Source organism: Alteraurantiacibacter aestuarii (assembly GCF_039523595.1).
In the GTDB taxonomy this organism is placed as follows: Bacteria; Pseudomonadota; Alphaproteobacteria; order Sphingomonadales; family Sphingomonadaceae; genus Alteraurantiacibacter; species Alteraurantiacibacter aestuarii.
This window is the reverse complement of record NZ_BAAAFP010000002.1, coordinates 854,652-876,279: the sequence shown is the minus strand read 5'-3', so window position 1 is coordinate 876,279 and position 21,628 is coordinate 854,652. Positions and strand designations below refer to the sequence as shown.

The 21,628-nt window shown below is 62.7% G+C and carries 28 protein-coding genes; 20 read left to right on the top strand and 8 right to left on the bottom strand.

The annotated features are described in order from the left end of the window. The first annotated feature begins 106 nt into the window (after nt 1–106). From ABDZ98_RS07825 to ABDZ98_RS07765, 13 genes are all read left to right on the top strand, one after another. The gene (locus ABDZ98_RS07825; RefSeq protein ID WP_160589818.1) at nt 107–685 is read left to right on the top strand and encodes a NifU family protein; all 579 of its coding nucleotides are present in this window, start codon (nt 107–109) and stop codon (nt 683–685) included. Between the two features lie 17 nt (nt 686–702). After that, nucleotides 703–1,296, top strand: coding sequence for a malonic semialdehyde reductase (locus ABDZ98_RS07820; RefSeq protein ID WP_160589819.1), 594 nt, complete (start codon nt 703–705; stop codon nt 1,294–1,296). A gap of 12 nt (nt 1,297–1,308) precedes the next feature. Further along, the gene (gene tsaB / locus ABDZ98_RS07815) at nt 1,309–1,929 is read left to right on the top strand and encodes a tRNA (adenosine(37)-N6)-threonylcarbamoyltransferase complex dimerization subunit type 1 TsaB (protein WP_160589820.1); all 621 of its coding nucleotides are present in this window, start codon (nt 1,309–1,311) and stop codon (nt 1,927–1,929) included. Further along, nucleotides 1,926–2,384, top strand: coding sequence for a GNAT family N-acetyltransferase (locus ABDZ98_RS07810; RefSeq protein ID WP_160589821.1), 459 nt, complete (start codon nt 1,926–1,928; stop codon nt 2,382–2,384). Before tsaB ends, ABDZ98_RS07810 begins: the two co-directional genes overlap by 4 nt. A gap of 146 nt (nt 2,385–2,530) precedes the next feature. Beyond that, nucleotides 2,531–2,968: a Ros/MucR family transcriptional regulator gene (locus ABDZ98_RS07805; RefSeq protein ID WP_160589822.1), complete on the top strand. Its 438-nt coding sequence runs from the start codon at nt 2,531–2,533 to the stop codon at nt 2,966–2,968. Between the two features lie 88 nt (nt 2,969–3,056). Further along, nucleotides 3,057–3,479, top strand: a complete 423-nt coding sequence (locus ABDZ98_RS07800) for a Fur family transcriptional regulator (protein ID WP_160589823.1) — start codon at nt 3,057–3,059, stop codon at nt 3,477–3,479. A 37-nt stretch (nt 3,480–3,516) separates the two neighbouring features. Next, nucleotides 3,517–4,209: a lysophospholipid acyltransferase family protein gene (locus ABDZ98_RS07795; RefSeq protein ID WP_237437368.1), complete on the top strand. Its 693-nt coding sequence runs from the start codon at nt 3,517–3,519 to the stop codon at nt 4,207–4,209. A gap of 45 nt (nt 4,210–4,254) precedes the next feature. Continuing rightward, a complete protein-coding gene (miaB, locus tag ABDZ98_RS07790; protein WP_160589824.1) occupies nt 4,255–5,607 on the top strand; it encodes a tRNA (N6-isopentenyl adenosine(37)-C2)-methylthiotransferase MiaB in 1,353 nt (450 codons plus the stop codon). A 269-nt stretch (nt 5,608–5,876) separates the two neighbouring features. Beyond that, nucleotides 5,877–6,917 carry a PhoH family protein gene (locus tag ABDZ98_RS07785; protein ID WP_160589825.1) on the top strand — a complete coding sequence of 347 codons (1,041 nt, stop codon included), beginning with the start codon at nt 5,877–5,879 and terminating at the stop codon, nt 6,915–6,917. A 36-nt stretch (nt 6,918–6,953) separates the two neighbouring features. Beyond that, nucleotides 6,954–7,451 carry an rRNA maturation RNase YbeY gene (gene ybeY / locus ABDZ98_RS07780; RefSeq protein ID WP_160589826.1) on the top strand — a complete coding sequence of 166 codons (498 nt, stop codon included), beginning with the start codon at nt 6,954–6,956 and terminating at the stop codon, nt 7,449–7,451. A 51-nt stretch (nt 7,452–7,502) separates the two neighbouring features. After that, nucleotides 7,503–8,444, top strand: coding sequence for a hemolysin family protein (locus tag ABDZ98_RS07775; protein WP_160589827.1), 942 nt, complete (start codon nt 7,503–7,505; stop codon nt 8,442–8,444). A 71-nt stretch (nt 8,445–8,515) separates the two neighbouring features. After that, the gene (locus ABDZ98_RS07770) at nt 8,516–9,394 is read left to right on the top strand and encodes a LysR substrate-binding domain-containing protein (RefSeq protein ID WP_160589828.1); all 879 of its coding nucleotides are present in this window, start codon (nt 8,516–8,518) and stop codon (nt 9,392–9,394) included. 68 nt (nt 9,395–9,462) lie between these two features. Further along, on the top strand, nt 9,463–10,470 hold the full coding sequence (locus ABDZ98_RS07765) for a nuclear transport factor 2 family protein (protein ID WP_160589829.1): 1,008 nt from the start codon (nt 9,463–9,465) through the stop codon (nt 10,468–10,470). Between the two features lie 56 nt (nt 10,471–10,526). On the opposite strand, the gene ABDZ98_RS07760 is transcribed toward ABDZ98_RS07765, so the two are convergent. Together ABDZ98_RS07760 and ABDZ98_RS07755 are read right to left on the bottom strand one after the other, a co-directional pair. Then, nucleotides 10,527–10,838: a DUF4919 domain-containing protein gene (locus ABDZ98_RS07760; protein ID WP_160589830.1), complete on the bottom strand. Its 312-nt coding sequence runs from the start codon at nt 10,836–10,838 to the stop codon at nt 10,527–10,529. Next, entirely contained in the window at nt 10,838–11,302 is a 465-nt protein-coding gene (locus tag ABDZ98_RS07755; RefSeq protein ID WP_160589831.1) for a peptidylprolyl isomerase, read from the bottom strand. The genes ABDZ98_RS07760 and ABDZ98_RS07755 overlap by 1 nt, the downstream gene beginning before the upstream one ends. Before the next feature lie 113 nt (nt 11,303–11,415). Here ABDZ98_RS07755 and mgtE point away from each other — a divergent pair, with 113 nt between their 5' ends. After that, the gene (gene mgtE, locus ABDZ98_RS07750; RefSeq protein WP_160589832.1) at nt 11,416–12,831 is read left to right on the top strand and encodes a magnesium transporter; all 1,416 of its coding nucleotides are present in this window, start codon (nt 11,416–11,418) and stop codon (nt 12,829–12,831) included. 33 nt (nt 12,832–12,864) lie between these two features. On the opposite strand, the gene ABDZ98_RS07745 is transcribed toward mgtE, so the two are convergent. Together ABDZ98_RS07745 and ABDZ98_RS07740 are read right to left on the bottom strand one after the other, a co-directional pair. Further along, the gene (locus ABDZ98_RS07745; RefSeq protein WP_160589833.1) at nt 12,865–13,824 is read right to left on the bottom strand and encodes a CorA family divalent cation transporter; all 960 of its coding nucleotides are present in this window, start codon (nt 13,822–13,824) and stop codon (nt 12,865–12,867) included. Between the two features lie 25 nt (nt 13,825–13,849). Beyond that, entirely contained in the window at nt 13,850–14,071 is a 222-nt protein-coding gene (locus tag ABDZ98_RS07740; protein WP_160589834.1) for a twin-arginine translocase TatA/TatE family subunit, read from the bottom strand. 269 nt (nt 14,072–14,340) lie between these two features. On the opposite strand from ABDZ98_RS07740, the gene ABDZ98_RS07735 reads away from it, so the two are divergent. Beyond that, on the top strand, nt 14,341–14,727 hold the full coding sequence (locus ABDZ98_RS07735) for a DUF1489 family protein (protein WP_419866758.1): 387 nt from the start codon (nt 14,341–14,343) through the stop codon (nt 14,725–14,727). Nucleotides 14,728–14,876: 149 nt separating this feature from the next. Continuing rightward, entirely contained in the window at nt 14,877–15,125 is a 249-nt protein-coding gene (locus tag ABDZ98_RS07730) for a hypothetical protein (RefSeq protein WP_160589836.1), read from the top strand. 42 nt (nt 15,126–15,167) lie between these two features. On the opposite strand, the gene ABDZ98_RS07725 is transcribed toward ABDZ98_RS07730, so the two are convergent. The 3 genes from ABDZ98_RS07725 to ABDZ98_RS07715 are packed head-to-tail and all read right to left on the bottom strand — an operon-like array spanning nt 15,168 to nt 18,075. Then, nucleotides 15,168–15,848: a DsbA family oxidoreductase gene (locus tag ABDZ98_RS07725; RefSeq protein ID WP_160589837.1), complete on the bottom strand. Its 681-nt coding sequence runs from the start codon at nt 15,846–15,848 to the stop codon at nt 15,168–15,170. After that, on the bottom strand, nt 15,845–16,741 hold the full coding sequence (gene nudC, locus ABDZ98_RS07720) for an NAD(+) diphosphatase (protein ID WP_160589838.1): 897 nt from the start codon (nt 16,739–16,741) through the stop codon (nt 15,845–15,847). The genes ABDZ98_RS07725 and nudC overlap by 4 nt, the downstream gene beginning before the upstream one ends. Beyond that, the gene (locus tag ABDZ98_RS07715; protein WP_337190147.1) at nt 16,741–18,075 is read right to left on the bottom strand and encodes a serine hydrolase domain-containing protein; all 1,335 of its coding nucleotides are present in this window, start codon (nt 18,073–18,075) and stop codon (nt 16,741–16,743) included. The genes nudC and ABDZ98_RS07715 overlap by 1 nt, the downstream gene beginning before the upstream one ends. Before the next feature lie 135 nt (nt 18,076–18,210). Here ABDZ98_RS07715 and ABDZ98_RS07710 point away from each other — a divergent pair, with 135 nt between their 5' ends. After that, complete coding sequence (locus tag ABDZ98_RS07710) at nt 18,211–18,432, top strand: hypothetical protein (RefSeq protein ID WP_160589840.1); 222 nt, start codon at nt 18,211–18,213, stop codon at nt 18,430–18,432. Here ABDZ98_RS07710 and ABDZ98_RS07705 read toward each other — a convergent pair. Further along, nucleotides 18,429–19,466 (bottom strand): A/G-specific adenine glycosylase, encoded by a 1,038-nt coding sequence (locus ABDZ98_RS07705; protein WP_160589841.1) that lies wholly within the window; start codon nt 19,464–19,466, stop codon nt 18,429–18,431. The two genes, ABDZ98_RS07710 and ABDZ98_RS07705, sit on opposite strands and share 4 nt — an antisense overlap. Nucleotides 19,467–19,495: 29 nt before the next feature. On the opposite strand from ABDZ98_RS07705, the gene ABDZ98_RS07700 reads away from it, so the two are divergent. The 3 genes from ABDZ98_RS07700 (at nt 19,496) to ABDZ98_RS07690 (ending at nt 21,614) form a co-directional block, all read left to right on the top strand. After that, on the top strand, nt 19,496–20,068 hold the full coding sequence (locus ABDZ98_RS07700) for a DUF721 domain-containing protein (RefSeq protein ID WP_160589842.1): 573 nt from the start codon (nt 19,496–19,498) through the stop codon (nt 20,066–20,068). After that, nucleotides 20,065–20,754, top strand: a complete 690-nt coding sequence (locus ABDZ98_RS07695; protein WP_160589843.1) for a thioredoxin domain-containing protein — start codon at nt 20,065–20,067, stop codon at nt 20,752–20,754. The genes ABDZ98_RS07700 and ABDZ98_RS07695 overlap by 4 nt, the downstream gene beginning before the upstream one ends. Before the next feature lie 107 nt (nt 20,755–20,861). Next, nucleotides 20,862–21,614 carry a thioredoxin domain-containing protein gene (locus tag ABDZ98_RS07690; RefSeq protein WP_160589844.1) on the top strand — a complete coding sequence of 251 codons (753 nt, stop codon included), beginning with the start codon at nt 20,862–20,864 and terminating at the stop codon, nt 21,612–21,614. Nucleotides 21,615–21,628: the final 14 nt, after the last annotated feature.

Here is a 21,628-nt window from a genome sequence, read left to right as displayed (position 1 = left end):
AATGGTGCGCTCGATGGCTGCCACCACGATGGCCGACGAGTTGTGATTGGGGCAAGCCAAATATTGCTGCCTTGTGGTCCGCCGTGCGCGCCCCTACATCGCCGATATGTTCATAGAGACCGAAACCACACCGAACCCGGCAACGCTGAAATTCCTGCCCGGCCAGCAGGTCATGCCTTCGGGCACGCGCGATTTTGCCAATCCCGAGGATGCGGAAGCTTCTCCGCTGGCGCAGGCGCTGTTCGATACAGGCGAAGTGACCGGCGTGTTCTTCGGCAAGGATTTCGTATCCGTCACCGCCGGACCGGGCGCGGACTGGTCCGTACTCAAGTCGCAGGTTGTGGTGGTGCTGCTCGATCATTTCGTCAGCCAGGCGCCGCTGTTTACCGGCGGCGATGCCAGCGGCTTTTCGGTCCCGGCGGATGACGAGCTGGAGATTGCCGACGATCCCGCCCACGCGGACATCATCGAACAGATCAAGGAATTGCTGGAAACCCGCATTCGTCCGGCTGTGGCGGGTGATGGCGGCGATATCCGCTATCGTGGTTTCCGCGACGGCGTGGTCTATCTGCAGATGCAGGGCGCATGCTCCGGCTGTCCCAGCTCCACCGCCACGCTCAAGCACGGTATCGAAGGCCTGCTGAAGCATTATGTGCCCGAGGTGAGTGAAGTCCGCGCCGCCTGATCCAGACGGAGTTTTTCATGGCAGATGTTCTTTCCGATGGCTCGCTGAACCAGCTGTTCCGCGAAGCCCGCACGCATCAGTATTTCGATGGCCGCGAAGTCAGCGATGAACAGATCCACGCGATCTGGGAGCTGGCGAAAATGGGTCCGACATCGATGAACCAGCTGCCCGCACGCATCGTATGGTGCAAATCGGATGCGGCGAAAGAGCGGCTGGCCGCCCATGCCGCGCCGGGCAATGTCGAGAAGGTCAGGAATGCTCCTGTCTGCGCGATCGTGGCGATGGACGTGGATTTTCACGAGCAGCTGCCGCAGCTTTTCCCGCACGGCAATGGCAAGGCGATGTTCGACGGCAAGCCGGAAGCGCGTGAAACATCGGCCTTTCGCAATTCCTCGCTGCAGGGCGGCTATCTGATTCTGGCCGCGCGCGCTCTGGGGCTGGATTGCGGTCCTATGTCGGGCTTCAACAACGCCGCTGTCGATGCGGATTTCTTTGCCGACGATCCCAGCTGGAAAAGCAATTTCATCTGTTCGATCGGTTACGGCGATCCCACGCGCCTGCATGAGCGCAGCCCGCGCCCGGACTTCGGTGCATTCAACCGCCTGATCTGATAGCATCTGCCGATGCGAATACTTGCCATAGACAGTGCCACCGAAGCCTGCTCCGCAGCCTTGTTCGATGACACGACATGCATCGCCTCCTTCCACAAGGTGATCGGGCGCGGCCATGCAGAAACGCTGGTGCCCGCCATCGCCAATTTCCCCGGCAAGGGCCGCGCAGACCGTATCCTTGTTTCGCTCGGCCCCGGCAGCTTTACCGGCGTGCGCATAGGCCTGGCCGCCGCGCGCGCATTGGGGCTGGCATGGGATGCGCAGGTGCTGGGCTATCCCGCTCTGGCGCTGGTGGCGGCGATGGCCCGCGCGCAGCATCCCGGCCCGGTCACCGTGTGCATGGCCGCCGGACATGGCGAATACTTCGTGCAGAATTTCTCCGCTGACGCAATTGCGCAAGACACCGTCCGCTCGCTCACGCCCGAACAGGCAAGTGCAGCATGTCGGCACCAAGTAATCGCGGGCAGCAAGGCACAGCAACTGGCCGCAGCGCTGGGCGGCGATCACCGTGCAATTGATCTGCTGCCCGATGCGAGCCAGTCATTTCTGCTGAGCGATGACGTGCTCGCCACCGATCTTTCGCCCATTTACGGGCGCGCTCCCGATGCCAGATTGCCGGGGGTGAAAGCATGATGGATGCGCTCGATGCCATCATGCAGGTGATGGAAGCATCGTTCGATCCTGCCTATGGCGAGGCGTGGAACAGGCGGCAGGTGGGTGACACGCTGACCATGCCGGGCACTTTTTTTCTGCTTGCCGATGGCAATGGCGCCGAACCCCGGGCGATGGAGGATACGCGCGGTTTCGCCCTTTCCCGCGCCGCCGCCGAAGAAGAGGAATTGCTGCTGATTGCCGTGATGCCGCAGGCACGCGGATCGGGAGTTGGCTCAGCTTTGATGAAACGCTTCCTGGATTGTGCCCAAATACGTGGTTCTAAAAGACTTTTTCTTGAAATGCGGGACGGGAATCCAGCCGTCAAACTATATCAAAACCATGGGTTTGAGGAGGTTGGTCGCCGGATCAATTACTATCGATCCGGAATAGATGGCCCGTTTGATGCGATTACCTTTGCAACAATACGTGGTTAGAGACAATTTCACCGAAAAATAATCCGGTTTACCATCCCTGCCTCTTGTAATCGTGTGAATGATGTTGCAGTGGCGACGAGCATAGCCAATCGAAGACGATGGCTGGCATTAGTCAAACGGTCGCAAAATAAAAATAAGAGGAACCCATGGATAACCTTGAAAACGACATGAACGAGATGTTGATTACGCTAACCTCGGACATCGTCACCGCGCATGTCGCCAATAACAATGTTGATGTGTCTGACCTTCCAGTACTTATTCAGAGCGTTTATGGCGCTCTTTCTGGATTGGGCTCTGTAGAAGCGAAGGAAGAACGTCCCGAGCCAGCAGTAACGATTCGCGCATCGATCAAGAACGATCACGTCGTTTGCCTGGAAGATGGCAAGAAGATGAAGATGCTCAAGCGTCACCTGATGACCGATCACGGCATGACCCCGGACGAATATCGTGCCCGCTGGAATCTGCCTGCCGATTATCCGATGGTCGCCCCCGATTATGCGGAAAAGCGCCGCGAACTGGCCAAGAAGATCGGCCTTGGCCGCAAGCCCGGCCAGCGTCGTGGTCGCCGCAAAAAAGTGGTTTGATTGAACACTATCGACCAATCCGGTTGAAAAGACGCCCCGCCCCTTACATAGTGGCGGGGCGACTTGTTTCGAACCGGGATTATTGATTTTGCACCAGCCTATCGACCTAGAAGCCTTGTGCGCTGAACGTGGCCTGCGGATTACAGAGCAGCGCCGCGTGATCGCCCGGGTCCTGTCGGAGAGCGACGATCATCCTGATGTGGAGAAGCTGCACGCGCGCTCTTCCGCCATTGATCCCAAGATCTCCATCGCCACAGTCTATCGCACGGTGCGCCTGTTCGAAGAGGCGGGCATTCTCGATCGCCATGATTTCGGCGATGGCCGCGCGCGCTATGAAGCTGCGCCGGAGGCTCATCACGATCATCTGATCGATGTCGAAACGGGCAAGGTGGTCGAATTCGTCGACCCCGAGCTGGAGGCGCTGCAACGCACGATTGCCGAGAAGCTGGGCTATCGCCTGGTTGACCACCGGATGGAGCTGTACGGCGTCCGCATCGACCGCGAGGATTGAGCCAGCAGATCTCGGCTGGCGATGGCTGCTCGTAATATTGCGGGCGGCCGGCTGGCTGCTGCTGTTCGCAATCATCATCATTCCGCACCTGCTGTGCACGCTGCTGGGCCGGCGCGATCTTGTGCCCCCGCCTTTTCTGGGCGGACTGGCGCGGATCAGCGGGGTGCGCGTGCGCATTGTCGGCAAGCCTGCACAGCGGGCGCTGCTGCTGGCCAATCATCAAAGCTGGCTGGATATTCTGACGCTGGCCGGGGCCAGCCGCACCGCCTTTGTGGCGCAGAGCGGCCTGTCCACCCATCCCGTGCTGGCGTGGCTGTGCCTGCAGAACGCCACGCTGTTCATCAGCCGCGACCAGCGCGCCACCGTGGCAGAGCAGGTGGCGCAGGTGACCGACCGGCTGGGCAAAAGACGGCTGACGATCTTTCCCGAATCCACCACCAATGATGGCACCGGGCTGCTGCCCTTCCGGTCATCGCTGCTCTCTGCAGTTGAACGCCTGCCCGCCGATATTCCGGTGCAGCCGGTGGCACTAGATTATGAGGATACGCCCGCAATGGTGTGGTTCGGGGATGAGCCGGGACTGGACAATTTCAAGCGAATCCTCGCCCGCACAAAGCCGATCCTGCTGACCATCCGCTTCCTTGACCCGCTGACGGGCGATGAAATGACCAATCGCAAGACCATGGCGGCAGCGGCACAGGCGAAGATCGAGGCCGCGCTGCGCTTCTGACGCGCGCTTTGATTTCCGCTGCGCAATGACCTAAAGGCCGCGCCCATGCCACACAGCAATCCTCCCAGGACCTACCGGGTCAAGAGCTTCGGCTGCCAGATGAACGTCTATGATGGCGAGCGCATGGCCGAGATGCTGGCCGAGCAGGGCATTACCGCCGCGCCCGAGGGTGAGGAGGCGGACCTGGTGGTGCTCAACACCTGCCACATTCGCGAGAAGGCGGCGGAGAAGGTCTATTCGGATATCGGCCGCCTGGTCAAAGCGGGCCGCAAGGTCGGCAAGGATCCGATGATCGCGGTGGCCGGCTGCGTGGCGCAGGCCGAGGGTGAGGAGATCATGAAGCGCGCACCGGCGGTTTCCATGGTGGTCGGCCCGCAGGCCTATCACCGCCTGCCGGCGATGATCGCCAGGGCCGCAAACGGAGAGCGCGCAACCGATACAGACATGCCGGAAGACGCCAAATTTGCTGCACTTCCGGCGCGGCGCAAGGTTGGGCCATCGGCATTTCTGACCGTGCAGGAAGGGTGCGACAAGTTCTGCACCTATTGCGTGGTTCCCTATACGCGCGGCGCAGAAATATCGCGCCCTTACAGCGATTTGCTGCGCGAAGCTGAGGCGCTTGTGGAAGCCGGCGCGCGCGAGATCACCTTGCTGGGGCAGAACGTCAATGCCTGGCGCGGAGAGAATGCCAGGGGCCACGCCGTGGGCCTGGGAGAATTGATAAAAGAGCTGGACAAGCTCCCGAAATTGCAGCGAATTCGCTATACCACCAGCCACCCCAACGACATGGACGAAGGCCTGATCGCCGCGCATGGCGAGGTGCAGAAGCTGATGCCGTACCTGCACCTGCCGGTGCAGAGCGGATCAGACCGGGTGCTGAAAGCGATGAACCGCAGCCACACGGTGGACAGCTACCTCAAGCTGCTCGAGCGCTTTCGCGCAGTGCGCCCCGACATCGCGCTGTCGGGTGATTTCATCGTCGGCTTCCCCGGAGAGACCGAGGCCGAGTTTGCCGAAACGTTGCAGGTGGTGGACGCGGTCCGCTACGCCTCTGCCTTCAGCTTCATGTATTCGCCCCGCCCCGGCACGCCTGCCGCCAGCATGGATGGCCAGATCGCCCGCGAGGTGATGGAAGAGCGACTCCAGCGCCTGCAGGCATCGCTGGGCCGCGATCAACATGCCTTCAATCAGGCCAGCACCGGCAAGACCTGCGACGTGCTGATTGAACGCAAGGGCCGCCGCCCCGGCCAGTGGCTGGGCAAGTCGCCCTGGCTGCAATCGGTGTTCTTCGAAGGTGCGGAGGCCGATGCGATGCAGATCGGCGACATGGTGCATGCCCGGCTGGGCGAAGCCGGACCGGCCTCGCTCAAGGGGCAGGTGCTGTCCAGCCAGGCCTGATCGGCCTGTTCAGGGGCGCAAATGGAACGCTCCGCCATTTCTCGCCAGTTGGGTCCGGATGACAGAGCTGGGATGACAGAGCTGGGATGACAGAGCTGGGATGACAGAGCTGGGATGACAGAGCTGGGATGACAGAGCTGGGATGACAGAGCTGGGATGACAGAGCTGGGATGACAGTCATGTGACTATCCACCGCTTGCTTGCATCGCCCATCTTGCCTGAGCCGCAAGCGTGCCTATTCTTGTGTCCATCATCGCCGAAGGGAGCACATGACCCGCAAAGCACACAGCGCCGAAAGTTCGGCCGCAATCGCCCACCCCGAAGATCGCCGCGATCATGGTCGCCGAACGCGGGTGGAGGTCAAATTTGAGGAACAGACCGTGCTGGGCGCGCTGTTCGGTGAATTTGATGCCAATCTGGTGCAGATCGAAAACCGGCTGGGCGTGTATATCGGCGCGCGCGGCAACAAGGTTGTGATCGAGGGGGCCGAGGACGATGTCGCCCGCACCCGCGATGTGTTGCTGAAACTGCACGATAAATTGCTGGCCGGTGAGGAAATGGATGCAGGGGCGATCGAGGCGCTGATCGCCATGTCGAGCGAACCCACGCTGGACGGGATCATCGATACCACGGCGGAATTGCCCTCTGTCATGATCCGCACGCGCAAGAAGACCATCGTGCCGCGCACCGCCAAGCAGGCCGAATACATGCGCCTGCTGGCCAGCCGCGACGTGATCTTCGCGCTCGGCCCGGCAGGTACGGGCAAGACCTATGTGGCGGTGGCGCAGGCGGTCAGCCAGCTGATTACCGGCAGCGTGCAGCGCCTGATCCTGTCTCGGCCCGCGGTGGAAGCGGGCGAAAAGCTGGGCTTCCTGCCCGGTGACATGAAGGAGAAGGTCGATCCCTATCTGCGCCCGCTTTACGATGCGCTGTTCGACTGCATGCCGCCAGAACAGGTGGAGCGGCGGCTGGCATCGGGCGAGATCGAGATTGCCCCGATTGCCTTCATGCGCGGACGCACGCTGGCCGATGCCTTCGTGATTCTGGATGAGGCGCAGAACACCACCAAGGAGCAGATGAAGATGTTCCTCACCCGCTTTGGCCAGAACAGCCGGATGGTGGTGTGCGGCGATCCGCGGCAGGTGGACATTCCCGGCGGCGACCGGATGAGCGGCCTCGCCGATGCGGTGGCGCGGCTGGAAGGCGTGGACGGTATCGGCGTCACCCGCTTCACCACCGCAGACGTGGTGCGCCACCCGATCGTGGGCCGCATTGTCGAGGCCTATGAGGGTGAGAATGCCCTTCCGTGATGATCAAATTGCCGCCCGCATGATGGAACTGGCCTGATGGAACTCGATTGCGAGATCGAGGCACCGTGGAGTGCCGATACCGACTGGGAAGCGCTGGCGCTCAGGGCCGTGCAGGCCGTGCAGGCCATCGCGCCCCAGCTGGCCAATCCGCGCCTTGCCACCAGCCTGACGTTCACCTCTGACGCGCAAATTCACGCGCTCAACCGCCAGTGGCGCGATCGCGACAAGCCCACCAATGTGCTGTCCTTCCCCATGCTGACCCGGGAGGACCTGCTGGCGCTGGACGAAGAAGGCCCGCCGGTGTTGCTGGGCGATATTGTGCTGGCCCAGGAAACCTGCGCGCGTGAGGCGGCACAGAAAAGCATCGCAATTGCCGATCACACATCCCATCTGATCGTCCACGGCCTGTTGCACCTTGCGGGATATGATCACGAAATCTCTCCCGCAGAGGCAGAGGCGATGGAACAATTGGAAGTTAAGACGCTTGCGCTTATGGGAATTGCAGACCCATATAGTGCGATAGAAGACGAATAGGCCCGACTGCGGCCAACAAACTGCGGCCAGTAAGAGGAAGTGACAGGGGCAATGCCCGAGATTACCAGGAACGGCGAAACCCAGCAGGGAGACGCAGACAGTAGCGGCGGATTGTGGAACGCAATCCGGTCACTCTTCGAAGCCAATAACATCACCTCCTTCCGCGAGCAGCTGGAAGAAGCGATCGACGAGCATGAGGATGAACAATCCACTGCTGGCCGGTCGGAAGAGAAGGCTGCCGGCGACATGTCTCCGGTTGAGCTGACGATGCTGCGCAACCTGCTGCATTTCAGCGAAAACGATGCCGATGACGTGGCCATCCCGCGCGGTGAGATCATCGCCATTCGCGCCGATGCCAGCTGGGATCAGATGGTCGCCCTGTTTGCCGAACATGGCCATTCCCGCATGCCCGTTTTCCGCGAGCAGCTGGATGATGTGATCGGCATGATGCACATCAAGGACGTGTTCACCTTCCTGGCCGAAAAGCGCGATCCGCCAGAGGACTGGACCACGCTGATGCGCCAGCCGCTGTATGTGCCGCAGGCGCGCGGCGCGCTGGACGTGCTGGCCGACATGCGCAGCCGCCGTGTTCACCTGGCGATTGTGGTGGACGAGTTTTCCGGCACTGACGGGATCATCACCATCGAGGATCTGGTCGAGGAAATCGTTGGCGACATCGAGGATGAGCATGACGATGCCCCGGTCGAACTGGTGGTGCCGATCGGTGATGGCATGTGGGATGCCGATGCCCGCGCCGAACTGGACGACGTGGCCGAGCGAATCGGCGATCCGCGCATCGCCGAAGTGGAAGAATCGGTCGATACGCTGGGCGGCCTCGCTTTCATCCTGGCCGAACAGGTGCCGCAGCCCGGCGCCATGCTGACTCATCCCAGTGGCTGGCGGATAGAGGTACTGGCAGGCGATGAAACGCACGTCACGCGCCTGCGCCTGCATGCTCCCAGCGAGCGTGAGGACGACAAATCTGCGGATTGATCGGGTTTTTCTTCGCACTTGCGCAATAACCCGCTCGACATGAGTTGCATATTTCTGAACATAGGGTCGGGATGAGACGATTGCCGCCCCTTCGCGCCCTGGAGGCCTTTGTACGTGTCGTGCGCCTTGGATCGGCGCGTTCGGCGGCCAGTGAGCTGGGGCTGAGCCCGTCAGCGCTGTCGCGCCGCATCACCAATCTGGAAGAATTCACCGGCCGCAAGCTGTTCTCGCGCACGGGGCAGGCGATGAAGCTGACCGATGAGGGGCGCGCTTTCTACGATGCCGTGGCCCCGCATCTGGAAACGCTGGCGGCGGCGGTGGAATCGCAGTCTGAGAACTTCCAGCTGCTGCGTCTGCGGCTGGGTGTGATGCCGCTGTTCGGCACGCAGCGCCTGTTCCCGCGCTTGCCCGAATTGCGCAGCCTGCATCCGCGCCTGCATCTGGACATCGACACCAGCCCGCATCTGGTGGACCGCGTGGGCGATACGCTGGATGCGGCGATCACGCTGATGACCGATCCCGACCCGTCGTTCCACGCCGTGCAGCTGGACCAGAACACCGTCCATGCCATCTGCAGCAAGGAGCTTGCGGCACAGCTTGGACCAAAGCCGGACCTTGCCACGCTGGAGAAGCAGACCTTCCTGGTGCACACCGACATGGCGCTGAGTTTCGAGGCGTGGAAGAAGGCGCTCGGCTTTGAAAAGCTGCGCCCGGCGGCGATTGACCACTACGATTCGGGCCAGCTGATCCTGGAGGCCGCGGCGCAGGGTCTGGGCATTGCCATGATGCATGACGATCATATGGAGCGGAACAACGATCCGCGCCTGGCCAAGCTGTTCGATGTGTCCGTGGCCAGCCCCTACAGCTACTGGTTCATCTGCCGCCCGGTCGATCTGGAAGCGCGCCCGGTGCGCATTTTCCACGATTGGCTGGTTACCGCAGGCCTCTAGCCTCACGCCGGGATTTGCGGCACAACCCTCGCATTCAGGAATGCAGATTCTGATATGAGGGGAACATCATGAAATTCGTCAACACGATCCTGGCCGCCGCATTGGTGGCCGTAAGCCCGACTGCCGTCAGCGCCCAGATGCGCGCGCTCAGCGATCCGGTGGTGCCGCATCCCGATCCCGAAAGCCTGTTCTCCAGCTCCGATCCCGTGCTCCATCGCAACAAGCAGGCGGCGCTGCACATCCAGCGGGAGCTGCTCAAGTGCAATGAGTGGGCGCGCGCAGGCGAATGGCTGACCGACGCCTATATCCAGCACAATCCGGTCGCCGCATCGGGTCTGGAAGGGGTGATCTATTACTTCGTGGAAATCGCCAAGCGAGAGCCGCTTAACCCCTGCCCCGCGCTGAGCGCCGAGGACCCCAACGGCGTGGTCGCGGTGATGGCGGAAGGCGATTACGTCACCATCCTGACCCGCCGCATCATGCCCTATGCGGATAATCCGGCCGAGAGCTACACCACCACCTGGTTCGACACCTGGCGTTTCGTGGATGGCAAGGCGGACGAGCATTGGGACCCGGCCACCCTGCCCACCGCCGCTCCGCCGCAGCCAACCGGCGTGGCGGCGATGAATGCCGAACAGCTGGCGCAGCGCATGGCCGACCGCGAGGCGATCGAGGCACGCATGTGGGCTTATGACCGCAGCCTCGATAATTACGATCCGGAAGCCTACGCCGCCAACTTCACCCCGAATGGCGCATTTGGCCGCACACAGGGCCGCGAAGCGCTGGCGCAGATGATCCGTGATCTGGCAGCCGGTCAGGAAGAACGCCGCCAGCAAGGCGTGGCCATCGCCAAGATGCACCACTTCACGATGAACCAGTGGCTGGAATTCACCGGGCCGAATTCCGCGCGCTATCACTATTACCACCAGACCGTGTTCGGCACTGGCGGAGCGGTAGGCAGCGCCACCGCTCCCGTGGTGGCAGCAGCCGGTCAGGGCGTGGACGACCTGGTGAAGGTCGACGGCGAATGGCTGATCCAGATGCGCAACGTGGCCCCCACGCGCGAGCAGGAATAACCCCCTGCGCATCCTCCCTGCGGGAGGATGACCGCGCAAGGGCTCGAAGAACCCTGTTACCCGCGACCAAAGAAGCGCGAGATGTCAAACCAGACATCTCGCGCTTCCTGCGTCTGGGGATCGATCACGCGCAGCACATCGAATGTGCGGCCATCGATACGGTGCACTTCCTGCGACTGGCTTTGCAGGCCCAGCAGGCGCAGGATTTCATATTCCTGCGCCACGCTGGACACCACATAGGCATCGTCCGGCCCGGTCCCGCCCGCAGAGGCGAGCACGGTGGGCGCATCGGGCGGCAGCAGGCAGCCCGAAAGGCCCGCCGACAGGGTGCCAGCCAGCAAGGCCGCCGCAAGTCGGCGGGCGATCATCAGCTGATGGTGGCCTTGACGATCTTGCCGGGTTCGCGCGGCGGCTCACCCTTGGGCAGGGCGTCGACATGTTCCATGCCGCTCTCCACTTCGCCCCAGACGGTATATTGCCGATCCAGGAAACGGGCATCGTCCAGGCAGATGAAGAACTGGCTGTTGGCGCTGTCGGGCACCTGCGTGCGCGCCATCGAGCATACACCGCGCGAATGCGGCGCGTCGTTGAATTCTGCCTTCAGGTCAGGCTTGTCGGAACCGCCCATGCCGGTGCCGGTGGGATCACCGCCCTGCGCCATGAAGCCGGGGATCACGCGGTGGAACACCACGCCATCGTAAAAGCCTTCGCCCACCAGTTCCTTGATCCGCGCAACATGCCCCGGCGCAAGGTCCGGCCGCAGCTTGATCACGACGTCACCGCCCTCACCATTGGCAGTTTCGAGGGTGAAGGTAAGCTTTTCGTCGGCCATGCAATATTCTCCTTTGATAATTTGCGTGGGGGTATAGGCGCAATGGCGGCAAAGTCACCCCGCACCGGTGCGGGCGGCTTGCTTTTGTGCGCGGCGGCATTAGGCCGTGGATCATGTCTCAAACCGATCTCCAGGAACTCGAAGACGAGAACGCCGTGCAGGGCGAGGGAGAGGAGTTTGACGAGGAAAACCGCCTCAAGCCGGAATTCGTGCGCGCCGTACGCGATGCGCTGGAGGAGGAGGACGAGAGCCGCGCCTATGAGCTGGTGGAACCGCTCCACCCGGCCGACATCGCCGACCTTCTGGAACTGCTGGAACCGGGCGAACGGCGCGAACTCGCTTCTGCCATAACCGATTTGATGACCGGCGACGTGATCGCCGAGCTCAACGATTACGTGCGTGAAAGCATGGTGGAGGCGCTGCCCGCCTCCGCCGTGGCCGAAATCGCCGAACAGCTGGATACCGACGATGCCGTCCAGTTGATCGAGGATCTGGACGACGAGGACCAGCAGGCGGTTCTGGCCGAGATGGACGCCGAGGACCGCGCAGCCATCGAATCGGCGCTCGCCTACCCGGAGGAATCCGCCGGCCGCCTGATGCAGCGCGAGCTGGTGGCCGTGCCCGAACACATGACCGTGGGCGATTTGATCGATTATCTGCGCGATCATGACGACCTGACCACCGAGTTCTGGGAAGTGTTCGTGGTCGATCACCGCCATCGCCCGATCGGCACCTGCCAGCTTTCATGGGTCATGCGCACCCCGCGCCACATCCCGCTGACCGATGTGATGAAGCGCGACCAGACGCTGATCCCCACGGACATGGATCAGGAAGAAGTGGCGCTGCGGTTCCAGAAATACGCGCTGATCTCCGCCGCCGTGGTCGATGAGAGCGGGCGGCTGGTGGGCCAGCTGACAGTCGATGATATCGTCCACATCATTCAGGAAGAAGCGGGCGAGGATGCCCTGCTGATGTCCGGCGCGGGCGAAGGCGACATTAACGAGCCGATCCGCGATGCCTATTTCGCCCGCGTGCGCTGGCTGATCGCCAATCTGGGCACGGCGCTGGTCGCCAGCCTGATCATCGCCGCATTCGGCGCCGCGATAGAGAAGCTGGTGGCGCTGGCCATTCTGATGCCCGTTGTCGCCAGCATCGGCGGCAATGCCGGCACGCAGACGATGGCGGTGACCGTGCGCGCCATCGCCATGAACCAGCTGACCAAATCCAACACCAGGCGCATGCTGTGGCGGGAATTTCGCGTGGCCCTGCTCAATGGCGTGACCGTGGCGGCGCTGATCGGCATGGCAACGGCGGTGATCTTCACCCCGCAACTGGGCGCAGTGATCACCACCGCCGTGGTCATCAACATCGTCACCGCAGGCCTGGCCGGTGTGGCGGTGCCAGTGATTTTCGAGCGGCTGGATCAGGACCCCGCCGTGGCCAGCAGCGTGTTCGTGACCATGATAACCGATTCAATGGGCTTCTTCGCCTTCCTGGGGCTCGCCGTGGCGGCTGGCCTGGCCGTCTGACAAAGCAGCGCTGTCACACCGCAGGGGCGGTGATTACCTGCCCAGCCAGTGGCGCATGCCGAACCAGCCCAGGACGATAAGCCCCACCACGTTGCAAAAGGCGACCACTCCCCAGAATGCCCAAGGCTGATTGGCAAAGGGAATACCTTGCACATTCATGCCCAGCAGCCCGGTAATGAATGTCAGCGGCAGGAAGATGAAGGCGACAATCGCAATCATCAGACTGCGCTGATCAACCAGTTCCGCGCGCAGATCGGTGAGTTGTTCATGCAGCAAGGCGGCGCGTTCGCGGATCGCTTCCAGTTCCTCCGCCATTCTCGAAAAACGGTCCGCAGCCTCGCGGATGTGAAGGCGGTCATCGTCGGCAAGCCAGTCCACTCTCAGACCGGCCAGAGTCAGCAGCGCATCCCGGTTGGGAGCGATAAAGCGCCTGAAGGCGATGGCCTGGGAGCGGATTGTCGCGATCCGGCGGCGAAGCTGGTAAATATTGCCTGCTTCGAGCTCGCTCTCGCAATCGTCAACATCGTCACCAAGGCTTGCCACCTGAGGGTCCAGACCATTGCTGATGGACTGGGAGAACGCCGCCACCAGATCGCCGCAATCGGAAATTGCGCCGGCCTTCATCGCCGTTGCAACCTGGCTGGTTGCGGCAAGGCCGCGGCGGCTGACAGAGATCACCCTGTCGCCGTGGACCCACGCACGAATGGAAACCAGCCTGTCGCCATCGGGAGCTGGCAGCGCCGCTGGCCCCCTCAGATTGATCAGCGCGCCATCCTCGATCTGGTCGCACCTGGGCCGGGTTTCCGATGCGACAAGGGCGGCAAACACGACGGCGGGAATGTCCGTCCGCTGAATTTTCAGCGAGATATCGGCATCGCTTGCCTGCTCGATATGTTCCCACAGCAAGGCTGCGCCATCCACCGCCACGTCCTTGCCCTCGGCAAGTTCACGGACAACATTGTCGCCGGATCGGACGAGGACAAAACCAATCATTCTGGCGGAGCGCCCGATGGCGCCATTATTCCGGCTTTACCGGCGCGGATTCAATCTCTGCACGGATCGTGGGCAATGTCTCAATGCTCTTGGCAGGAGCACTCTCATCCTCACCCGCCATTCCCTTGCGGAAGCTGGTAATGCCCTTGCCGAAATCGCCCATCGTCTCTGAAATGCGGCCCCGGCCGAAAAGGACCATCGCAACCACCAGTACTATGACCCAATGGGTCAATGACAGACTTCCCATAATTGCTCCTTGCGCGAAAAAAGCTTCGCCAGATGAGCGGCGTATTTAGTCCTGTCCCTCGCATTGTTCCAGTGCCCCGGTGCGCCGGATGCATTATTCGATTCCGCCAGTGCCCGGCGATCGAAATCCGGCCCGCTCGCCAGCCAGTCATGCCACAGGCAATGCCCCGCCCGTATCACCGCCCGCATTGCCGCAGAAAAGGCAGGATGGGGCACAGGGGCTTTCGCATTTCCGCCCGAAACCCTATCTCCCTCCCCATGCCGCTCAACATGACCAAGATCGCCTACAAGGCCGCCTCGCTGGAAGAGGTGCAGGACTGGTTCAGCGGAGATGAGGCGCAAAAGCGCGTGCGCACACGCTACCTGCCAAAGCGGCATGCGGAGATGGAAGGCGGATCGCTCTATTGGATATTCCAGGGCGCGCTGGTGGGCCGATCGCCCATTGTGGGCTTTGAGCAGCGCGACAGCGACGGGCACTGGGACATCATCCTCGAAAACCGTTTCATCCTCGTCCACCCGCAGGCCAAGCGCGGCCATCAGGGCTGGCGCTACCTGACCGAAAAGACCGCGCCAAAGGACCTGGCCGCCGGCGAAGTGGCGGGCGATGCGATGCCCGGCGTGCTGGTACGCAAATTGAGCAAACTCGGGCTGGTCTAGCGCGGGATCGCCTTGCGCCCTGCCCGAATGCATGGCCGCCGCATCTGTCCTGCGAACACGGCCCTTCGCCAATTACGTATTTGGGCCGATCAGCATGGGCCTTATCCTCCAAAGCTCAAGCGCGAAACCGCAAGAGCAGGAGAAGGCCAATGCCCAAACGCCGGATAATCCATTCCGACAACAAACTGATCGATTCGATGGCGGAATTTCCCACCCCTTCGCAAGGCAGCACTTCCGGCGGCGAGGTGAACAGGCTGGTGGGTGCGCGCGCCGAGATGAACCGTGTGATCGATCCCGATGACAGGGAACGCGCCATCGGCAGCGACAATCCTGCCGAAGACGCCCTCAAAGGCCGCAAGACCAGCACCAAGATCCAGAGCGATCGCACCAGGCGCTGATCGTCCCGCCGGATTCTCCGCGTAATCAGGCTATCGGGGCGTTCAGCTCATCGCTTCCATGCTGGCGAGTTTGTACAGCGCCTGCTTGTAATCATCGGGCGGGGCTGCACCTTGCAGGATATATTTGCCGTTGACCACGAATGTGGGGACGGAGGTGATCTGGTTTTGCAGCCCGCGCTGCTCCTCCATTTTCACCGCTGCGGACAGCGCCTCATCGTCCAGCGCGGCGGCGGCGGCTTCGCGGTCGAAACCCTCGGCTGCGGCTATATCGAGCAGCACTTCGCGGTCGGAGATATTGCGGCGTTGCTGGAAATAGGCGCGGAACATGGCCTTCTTCAGCCTCACCTGAGCGTCCGCATTCGCGACGGTCAGCGCCCAGCGCAGCAGCATGTGCGCCTGATGCGTGTTCCACACCATCAGCACCGGCTCCTCCCCCTCGCCCGAATAGGCCATGGGAAAGCCCGCTTCCGCGCCCGTCGCCTCCACATTGCGGCGCATCTGCAAAACGTCCGCCGGGGTCTTGCCATAGGCCTTGGCCAGCAGGTCCACCTGATTGTGGCCCTCGGGGCCCATCTGCGGGTTCAGTTCGAACGGCATGAAGCGCATTTCCACGTCCACATCGCCCGCCAGATCGGCCACGGCCTGTTCGAACTGGGTGCAGCCGATCGCGCACCAGGGGCACACCACGTCGGACCAGATGTCCACGGTCAGTTTATCGCTCATGTCTCTTGCTCCAGCCACCATCTCAGCAGGTGATTGGCAATAGCGTGTCTGGGCGGCGGAATGAAGCTGGTGGCATCGCGTCCATGCTCCATCGCCTCCGCCACTTCGGCGCGGGTGAACCAGCGCGCGTCCTCCAGCTCGGTATAATCCACCGTCAGATCGCGCTGATCGGTGAAACCGTGGCAGCCGATCATCAGTTGCGACGGGAACGGCCACGGCTGGCTGGCAATATAGCTGACCGAATGGACGGTGACGCCCGCCTCCTCCAGGACTTCACGCGATACGGCCTGTTCGATGGTTTCCCCCGGCTCGATAAAACCGGCCAGCGCGGAATAGCTGCGCGCGGGGTAATGCGGGCCGCGGCCCAGCAGCAGCTCGCCCCCGTTCGCAGTGGAGTTCTCCACCAGCATGATGGCGACGGGATCGGTGCGCGGGAAGTGCTGTGCTTCGCAGGAAGGGCAATCGCGCTGCCAGCCGCCCTTGGCCAGCACGGTGGGCGCGCCGCATTTGGCGCAGAACCGGTGCCGCGCGTGCCAGTCCACCAGGCTGCGCGCACCGCCGTACAGCGCCAGTTCTCCCTGCGAGAGACGCGAGATCGCCGCCCAGCTCTTGCGGTGGGCATAGGCGGGCAGGTCATCGCCCTCATTCGGCACAGCGGCAAAGGCGGGCGCGCCATCCTTCAGGCCAAGGAAAACCACATCCGCATCGTCTGCCAGCTGCCCGAAACCGGTCCACACCAGCCGGTCATCCGCGTCCAGTTCGGGCGCAAGGCCATCCAGCGCCAGCAGCAGTGCATCGGGACCGGCGCGCAGCTGCGCCAGCCTGTCAGCATCGGTGCGCAGGTGATCGGCACGGTCCAGCCCGTGCGCGGCAAAGGAAATCTCGGCAGCCATTATCGGAATATCGTCTGCGTTGCGGCGTCGGTGGCCGCCAGCACGGGGAAATCGGTGTAAACCGGATAGGCGCCGGAGGGCATGTACTGGGTCATCAGATTGTGCCGGAGGCCGGATTTGAGGTTGACCAGGCCGGCCGTTCCCGCCGCGCCAAACCAGCCAAACAGGCCATCGGCATCGTCAATCCCGACCAGTCCGCCCGCGCCAAAGCCGAACTTGCGCTCACCAAAGCTGAAGCCGCCATCGGGGGCGAGCGTATCGGGCAGGAGGTTGGACGTGGCGAGGCGCACGCTGGCCTCGCTCATCACGCGCACACCATCGATTGCGCCATAGCCCGCCAGCATCATCAGGAAGCGGTCATAATCGCTGGAGCTGGAGACCAGACCCGCCCCGCCAAAGGGGAAGGCGGGTTTGTCCAGAAAGATCGAACTGTCGGGCAGGTCGATCGGCAGCAGTTCGCCTTCCAGCACGAAGTAATTGGCGGAAAGGCGGGCCTTCTCGCTCTCTGGCACGCGGAAGAAGGTACTGGTCATGTCGCAGGGGGTGAAGATGCGCTCCTGCAGGAAGGTATCGAACGCCTTGCCGGTGACCACTTCGATCACCCGGCCCAGCAGGTCCAGCCCGACGGAATAGGACCAGTGCGTGCCCGGCTGATAGACCAGCGGCGCGGCGGCAAGCTGGTGGGCAAAGGCCTCCAGGCTGGGAGCCGGCCTGCCGCTGAAAATCCCGTCCGGCAATGGCAGGCGGGTGACCTGGCCGGGCACCAGTCCATTGGCATTGTAATAGGCCGCGATCGGTCCCTGCTGGACGATCGAATAGCCAAGGCCAGACGTGTGCGTCAGGCAGTGGCGCACGGTGATGGGGCGCACGGCGGGCTCCAGATTATCCGCCGTGATCGCGCCGTCATATTCCTTTTGCACCTGCATGTTGGCAAAGGCGGGAATGATTTCGGCAATCGGCTGGTCCAGCGTCAGCAGGCCATCTTCAATGCACATCATCACCGCCATGGCAGTGACCGGCTTGGTCATCGAATAAATCCGGTAAAGCGAATCCGGCCCCGCCATCAGGCCGCTGGTAAAGCTGGTATTCCCGGCGGCGATGAAGGTGGGACTGGCCTGCGCAAAGCCCAGGCCGGCTACCATATTGGCCACCTTGCCATCCTCCACATAGGAATCGACCATGCGGCGCACGCGCGGCCAGCCGCCATTGGCCAGCGCCATCGCCGGGCTTGAAAACGGGGCGGCAGAAAGCGCCGCGCCCGCACCCAGCATGGCAGTGCTGCGCAGCACCGCGCGCCGCGAGAGACTTGCGGCCAGAACCTGGCAGGCGTTCACATGATTTCTCCGGGTATTGATCCAGTTCGAGCGGGGACAGTAGCAGGCGATTGCAGCCCCGCAAGGCCGACGGATCACTGGCATAAATCTGGCGCAACACTTGTCAGACTTCACTGTCTTATCTATATAAGACACATGCTCAATATTGTCTCCATACTCATCGGATTGCTGTCACTGGTGATCGTGATCCCGTCGCAAATTCCCCTGCTTGGCTGGGGCAACTGGCTGGCGCTGCCGCTGGTTGTGGTGGGCATTGCCATCGGCGCGCTTTCGAAATCGGACAGTGGCCGCAATTTCTGCCTGATCATCTTTGCCGTGGCGGTGGTCCGCCTGTTGCTGGGCGGCGGCGTCCTTTAAGCGCGCGCCAGCGCCAGCCGCGCTGCCTTGGCGAACAGCGTCGGCAGGCCGGCAGCTTCGATTTCCGCCACCGGCCACCACTCGCCCCCGGTCAGGCCGGATGGCTCACCACAATCATCCCCGGCATGGATCGCCACGCCCAGTTCCAGGTGGAAATGGGTGAAGCTGTGCCGCACCACGCCGCCCGCGCGCCACGCGCCTGACAGCGGGGCCTCCTCATCGCCGTCACTGCCCGCAGACCAGCCATCATCGGGCAGAGCGCGCATGCCCCCCAGCATGCCCCTGCCCGGCCGTGTGACCAGCCAGACATGGCTGTCCCGCTCTATCCAGAAGGCGGTTCCGGTGCGCGACGGCTTGGGCTTCTTGGCCGCCTTGACCGGCAGGCGCAGCGGGTCGCCCGTTACCCTGCCCTGACAGACTTCCTGCAACGGACACAACAGGCACCTGGCATCGCGCGCGGTGCAGATGGTGGCGCCCAGATCCATCATCGCCTGCGCGAAATCACCCGATCGCTCGTCCGGCGTAATGCTGTCTGCCCGTTGGCGGATGATCTTGCGCGATCCGGGCAGCGGCTCCTCTATCGCGAACAGGCGTGAGACCACCCGCTCGACATTGGCATCCACCACCACGGCGCGCCGGCCAAAGGCAATCGCCGCAATCGCCGCTGCGGTATAGGCGCCCAGCCCCGGCAGCTGGCGCAGTTCCTCCTCGGTATCGGGAAAGCCGCCCATGGCCGCCACTTCGCGCGCTGCGGCCACAAGATTGCGGGCGCGCGAGTAATATCCAAGGCCCGCCCATGCCGCCATAACCTCCTCCTCCGGTGCAGCGGCGAGAGCCTGCACGTCGGGCCATCTCTGGGTAAATCTGCTGAAATAGGGGGCAACGGCGGCGGTGGTGGTCTGCTGCAACATCACTTCGGACAGCCACACGCGGTACGGATCGGGCAGCGCACTACCGGGGGCCGCGCGCCACGTCAGGCTGCGCGCATGATCGGCGTACCAATCCAAAAGCAGGCTGGCGACCCTATCCTCCATGCCCCGGTCATGGCATAGCCATCCGCGCAATGGAACGCGACAGCGACAAGCCTGAGAAGAAGTCCCCCGCAAAGGCCCCTGCAAGGGGTCCTGCCAAGGGGAAGCCGAAACCCTATGAGCGCCCGCGCGGCGGCATGGCCAGACCCGTGTCCGAACTGGTTCCGCAGATCGGCCGCGCCGCTTTTCGCCGTTTTGGCTTTGTCCAGGCATCGGTGGTGACGCGCTGGCCGGAAATCGTGGGCGAAACCCACGCCAGGGTGTGCGCCCCCGAATCGATCCGCTTCCCGCCGGGAGAGAAGGCCGACGGCATCCTCCAGCTGGTGGTGAAGCCTGCTCACGCTCCGCTGATCCAGCACGTCATTCCCGAAATAATCGAGCGGGTGAACCGTTTCTTCGGTTATAAGGCCGTTGCCCGCGTGAAAATGCGGCAAGGTGAGGTTAAGCCACAGAATGCTGAGGCAAACAGGGCTGCGCCGGTGTCGCTCAAACCCATTCCGATGGAACTGGGTGACAGCCTGCGCGATATTGGCGACCCCGAACTGCGCACGGTGCTCGAATCGCTGGCGCGCTCGATCGGGGCAAGAGAGGACGAAGGCAGATGAAACGCGCCATTCTGGCAGGGCTGTTGCTGGCAGCAGCACCGCTCACTACACTCAGCGGGCAAAATGCGCGCACGCAGGACTGGGGCGCCACTTTTTCAGAAACTGACGGCGGCCACCGTCTGGGCAATCCCGATGCGGCGACCAAGCTGATCACCTTTATCAGCTATTCCTGCCCGCATTGCGCCAATTTTGAACTGCAATCGGATGCGCCCCTGCGGCTCAACTATATCCAGACCGGCCAGGCCAGTCTGGAAGTGCGCCACGTGATCCGCAATCCGCTGGATCTGGCGGCGGTGCTGACCACCGAATGCGGACCGGAAAGCAAGTTCTGGGGCAATCACCGCACCATGCTGCGCGCGCAGGAGCGCTGGCTGCAGGTGGCGATAGAGGCCACTCCGGCACAGACCCAACGCTGGACCACCGGCACGGTGGGCGCACGCATGCGCGCCATCGCCTCCGATCTCGACTTCTACGAACTGATGGAACCGCGCGGATACAGCTCTGTGCAGCTGGACCAGTGCCTGACGGATGAAGCAGCCGCACGTGCCGTTGCCGAGCGCGCGCGGGCAGACAACACAAGGTGGGAAATTCCCGGCACGCCAAGCTTCGCCATCAATGGCGCCATGGTCGCCGGAGTGCACGATTGGGCCAACTTGCAGCGATCGCTGACCGCGGCGGGCCAATAGGTGGGCATATCCTGTGCAAAAGCCCGTTTTGCCCGCAACCCGTATTTTGAGAACCCCTGCCCCTTGGGCTAGCCTTTTCCCGACAAGCAAATGACTGGATTGACCTGATGACCATGCTGCGCAGCATCGCCCTTGCCACTATTTCCGCCCCGCTGTTTCTGGGGCTTGCCGCCTGCAGTTCAGAGGATGACGCCACCGGCAGCCTGACGGCAGAGCCCATTGAGTCCATCGCAGCCCCTGCCGGCAGCGACTGGAACCTGCAGGCCGTGCGTACGGAGCAGGCCGGCTGGCTGGTGGGCAATCCCGATGCACCGATCAAGCTGGTCGAATATGGCTCGCTCACCTGTCCCGCCTGTGCGCAGTTTTCCATGGACGGATCGCGCAAGCTGCATGAGGAATATGTCGCATCGGGCCGCGTCAGCTATGAATTCCGCAGCGTGATGATCCACGGCGTGGTCGACCTGCTGCTGACCCGCGCGCTGGAATGCTCCCCGGTCACCGCCGCCGTGCCGATTGCCGACCAGATCTGGGGCGATCTCAACGCCGTGACCGGTCCGTTCCAGAACAATACCGCCGCACTGGAAGCCGCCAACAGCCTGCCCAATGACCAGCGCTTCCTGGCGCTGGCCGAAGCAGGCGGAGTGGGCGAGTTCTTCGCCGCGCGCGGGATCAGCCGCGATCAGACCGCTGCGTGCTTCAACGATGTCGCCGCCATCCAGACGCTGGCTGAAACGACCCAGACCGTGTCGGAAGAAGCGGGTGTGACCGGCACGCCCACGTTCTTCCTCAATGGCCAACGCCTCGATGGCGCCAACTGGGCCAGCGTCGAAGCCGCGCTGCAACAAGCCGGCGCCCGCTGAGCGGCGCGGGATAA

What these genes read in the sequence shown, in the direction of transcription:
- ABDZ98_RS07825 (WP_160589818.1), top strand. Translation starts at nt 107, where the DNA reads ATGTTCATAGAGACCGAAACCACACCGAACCCGGCAACGCTGAAATTC.
- ABDZ98_RS07820 (WP_160589819.1), top strand. Translation starts at nt 703, where the DNA reads ATGGCAGATGTTCTTTCCGATGGCTCGCTGAACCAGCTGTTCCGCGAA.
- tsaB (WP_160589820.1), top strand. Translation starts at nt 1,309, where the DNA reads ATGCGAATACTTGCCATAGACAGTGCCACCGAAGCCTGCTCCGCAGCC.
- ABDZ98_RS07810 (WP_160589821.1), top strand. Translation starts at nt 1,926, where the DNA reads ATGATGGATGCGCTCGATGCCATCATGCAGGTGATGGAAGCATCGTTC.
- ABDZ98_RS07805 (WP_160589822.1), top strand. Translation starts at nt 2,531, where the DNA reads ATGGATAACCTTGAAAACGACATGAACGAGATGTTGATTACGCTAACC.
- miaB (WP_160589824.1), top strand. Translation starts at nt 4,255, where the DNA reads ATGCCACACAGCAATCCTCCCAGGACCTACCGGGTCAAGAGCTTCGGC.
- ABDZ98_RS07785 (WP_160589825.1), top strand. Translation starts at nt 5,877, where the DNA reads ATGACCCGCAAAGCACACAGCGCCGAAAGTTCGGCCGCAATCGCCCAC.
- ybeY (WP_160589826.1), top strand. Translation starts at nt 6,954, where the DNA reads ATGGAACTCGATTGCGAGATCGAGGCACCGTGGAGTGCCGATACCGAC.
- ABDZ98_RS07775 (WP_160589827.1), top strand. Translation starts at nt 7,503, where the DNA reads ATGCCCGAGATTACCAGGAACGGCGAAACCCAGCAGGGAGACGCAGAC.
- ABDZ98_RS07770 (WP_160589828.1), top strand. Translation starts at nt 8,516, where the DNA reads ATGAGACGATTGCCGCCCCTTCGCGCCCTGGAGGCCTTTGTACGTGTC.
- ABDZ98_RS07765 (WP_160589829.1), top strand. Translation starts at nt 9,463, where the DNA reads ATGAAATTCGTCAACACGATCCTGGCCGCCGCATTGGTGGCCGTAAGC.
- ABDZ98_RS07760 (WP_160589830.1), bottom strand. Translation starts at nt 10,838, where the DNA reads ATGATCGCCCGCCGACTTGCGGCGGCCTTGCTGGCTGGCACCCTGTCG.
- ABDZ98_RS07755 (WP_160589831.1), bottom strand. Translation starts at nt 11,302, where the DNA reads ATGGCCGACGAAAAGCTTACCTTCACCCTCGAAACTGCCAATGGTGAG.
- mgtE (WP_160589832.1), top strand. Translation starts at nt 11,416, where the DNA reads ATGTCTCAAACCGATCTCCAGGAACTCGAAGACGAGAACGCCGTGCAG.
- ABDZ98_RS07745 (WP_160589833.1), bottom strand. Translation starts at nt 13,824, where the DNA reads ATGATTGGTTTTGTCCTCGTCCGATCCGGCGACAATGTTGTCCGTGAA.
- ABDZ98_RS07740 (WP_160589834.1), bottom strand. Translation starts at nt 14,071, where the DNA reads ATGGGAAGTCTGTCATTGACCCATTGGGTCATAGTACTGGTGGTTGCG.
- ABDZ98_RS07735 (WP_419866758.1), top strand. Translation starts at nt 14,341, where the DNA reads ATGACCAAGATCGCCTACAAGGCCGCCTCGCTGGAAGAGGTGCAGGAC.
- ABDZ98_RS07730 (WP_160589836.1), top strand. Translation starts at nt 14,877, where the DNA reads ATGCCCAAACGCCGGATAATCCATTCCGACAACAAACTGATCGATTCG.
- ABDZ98_RS07725 (WP_160589837.1), bottom strand. Translation starts at nt 15,848, where the DNA reads ATGAGCGATAAACTGACCGTGGACATCTGGTCCGACGTGGTGTGCCCC.
- nudC (WP_160589838.1), bottom strand. Translation starts at nt 16,741, where the DNA reads ATGGCTGCCGAGATTTCCTTTGCCGCGCACGGGCTGGACCGTGCCGAT.
- ABDZ98_RS07710 (WP_160589840.1), top strand. Translation starts at nt 18,211, where the DNA reads ATGCTCAATATTGTCTCCATACTCATCGGATTGCTGTCACTGGTGATC.
- ABDZ98_RS07705 (WP_160589841.1), bottom strand. Translation starts at nt 19,466, where the DNA reads ATGGAGGATAGGGTCGCCAGCCTGCTTTTGGATTGGTACGCCGATCAT.
- ABDZ98_RS07700 (WP_160589842.1), top strand. Translation starts at nt 19,496, where the DNA reads ATGGAACGCGACAGCGACAAGCCTGAGAAGAAGTCCCCCGCAAAGGCC.
- ABDZ98_RS07695 (WP_160589843.1), top strand. Translation starts at nt 20,065, where the DNA reads ATGAAACGCGCCATTCTGGCAGGGCTGTTGCTGGCAGCAGCACCGCTC.
- ABDZ98_RS07690 (WP_160589844.1), top strand. Translation starts at nt 20,862, where the DNA reads ATGACCATGCTGCGCAGCATCGCCCTTGCCACTATTTCCGCCCCGCTG.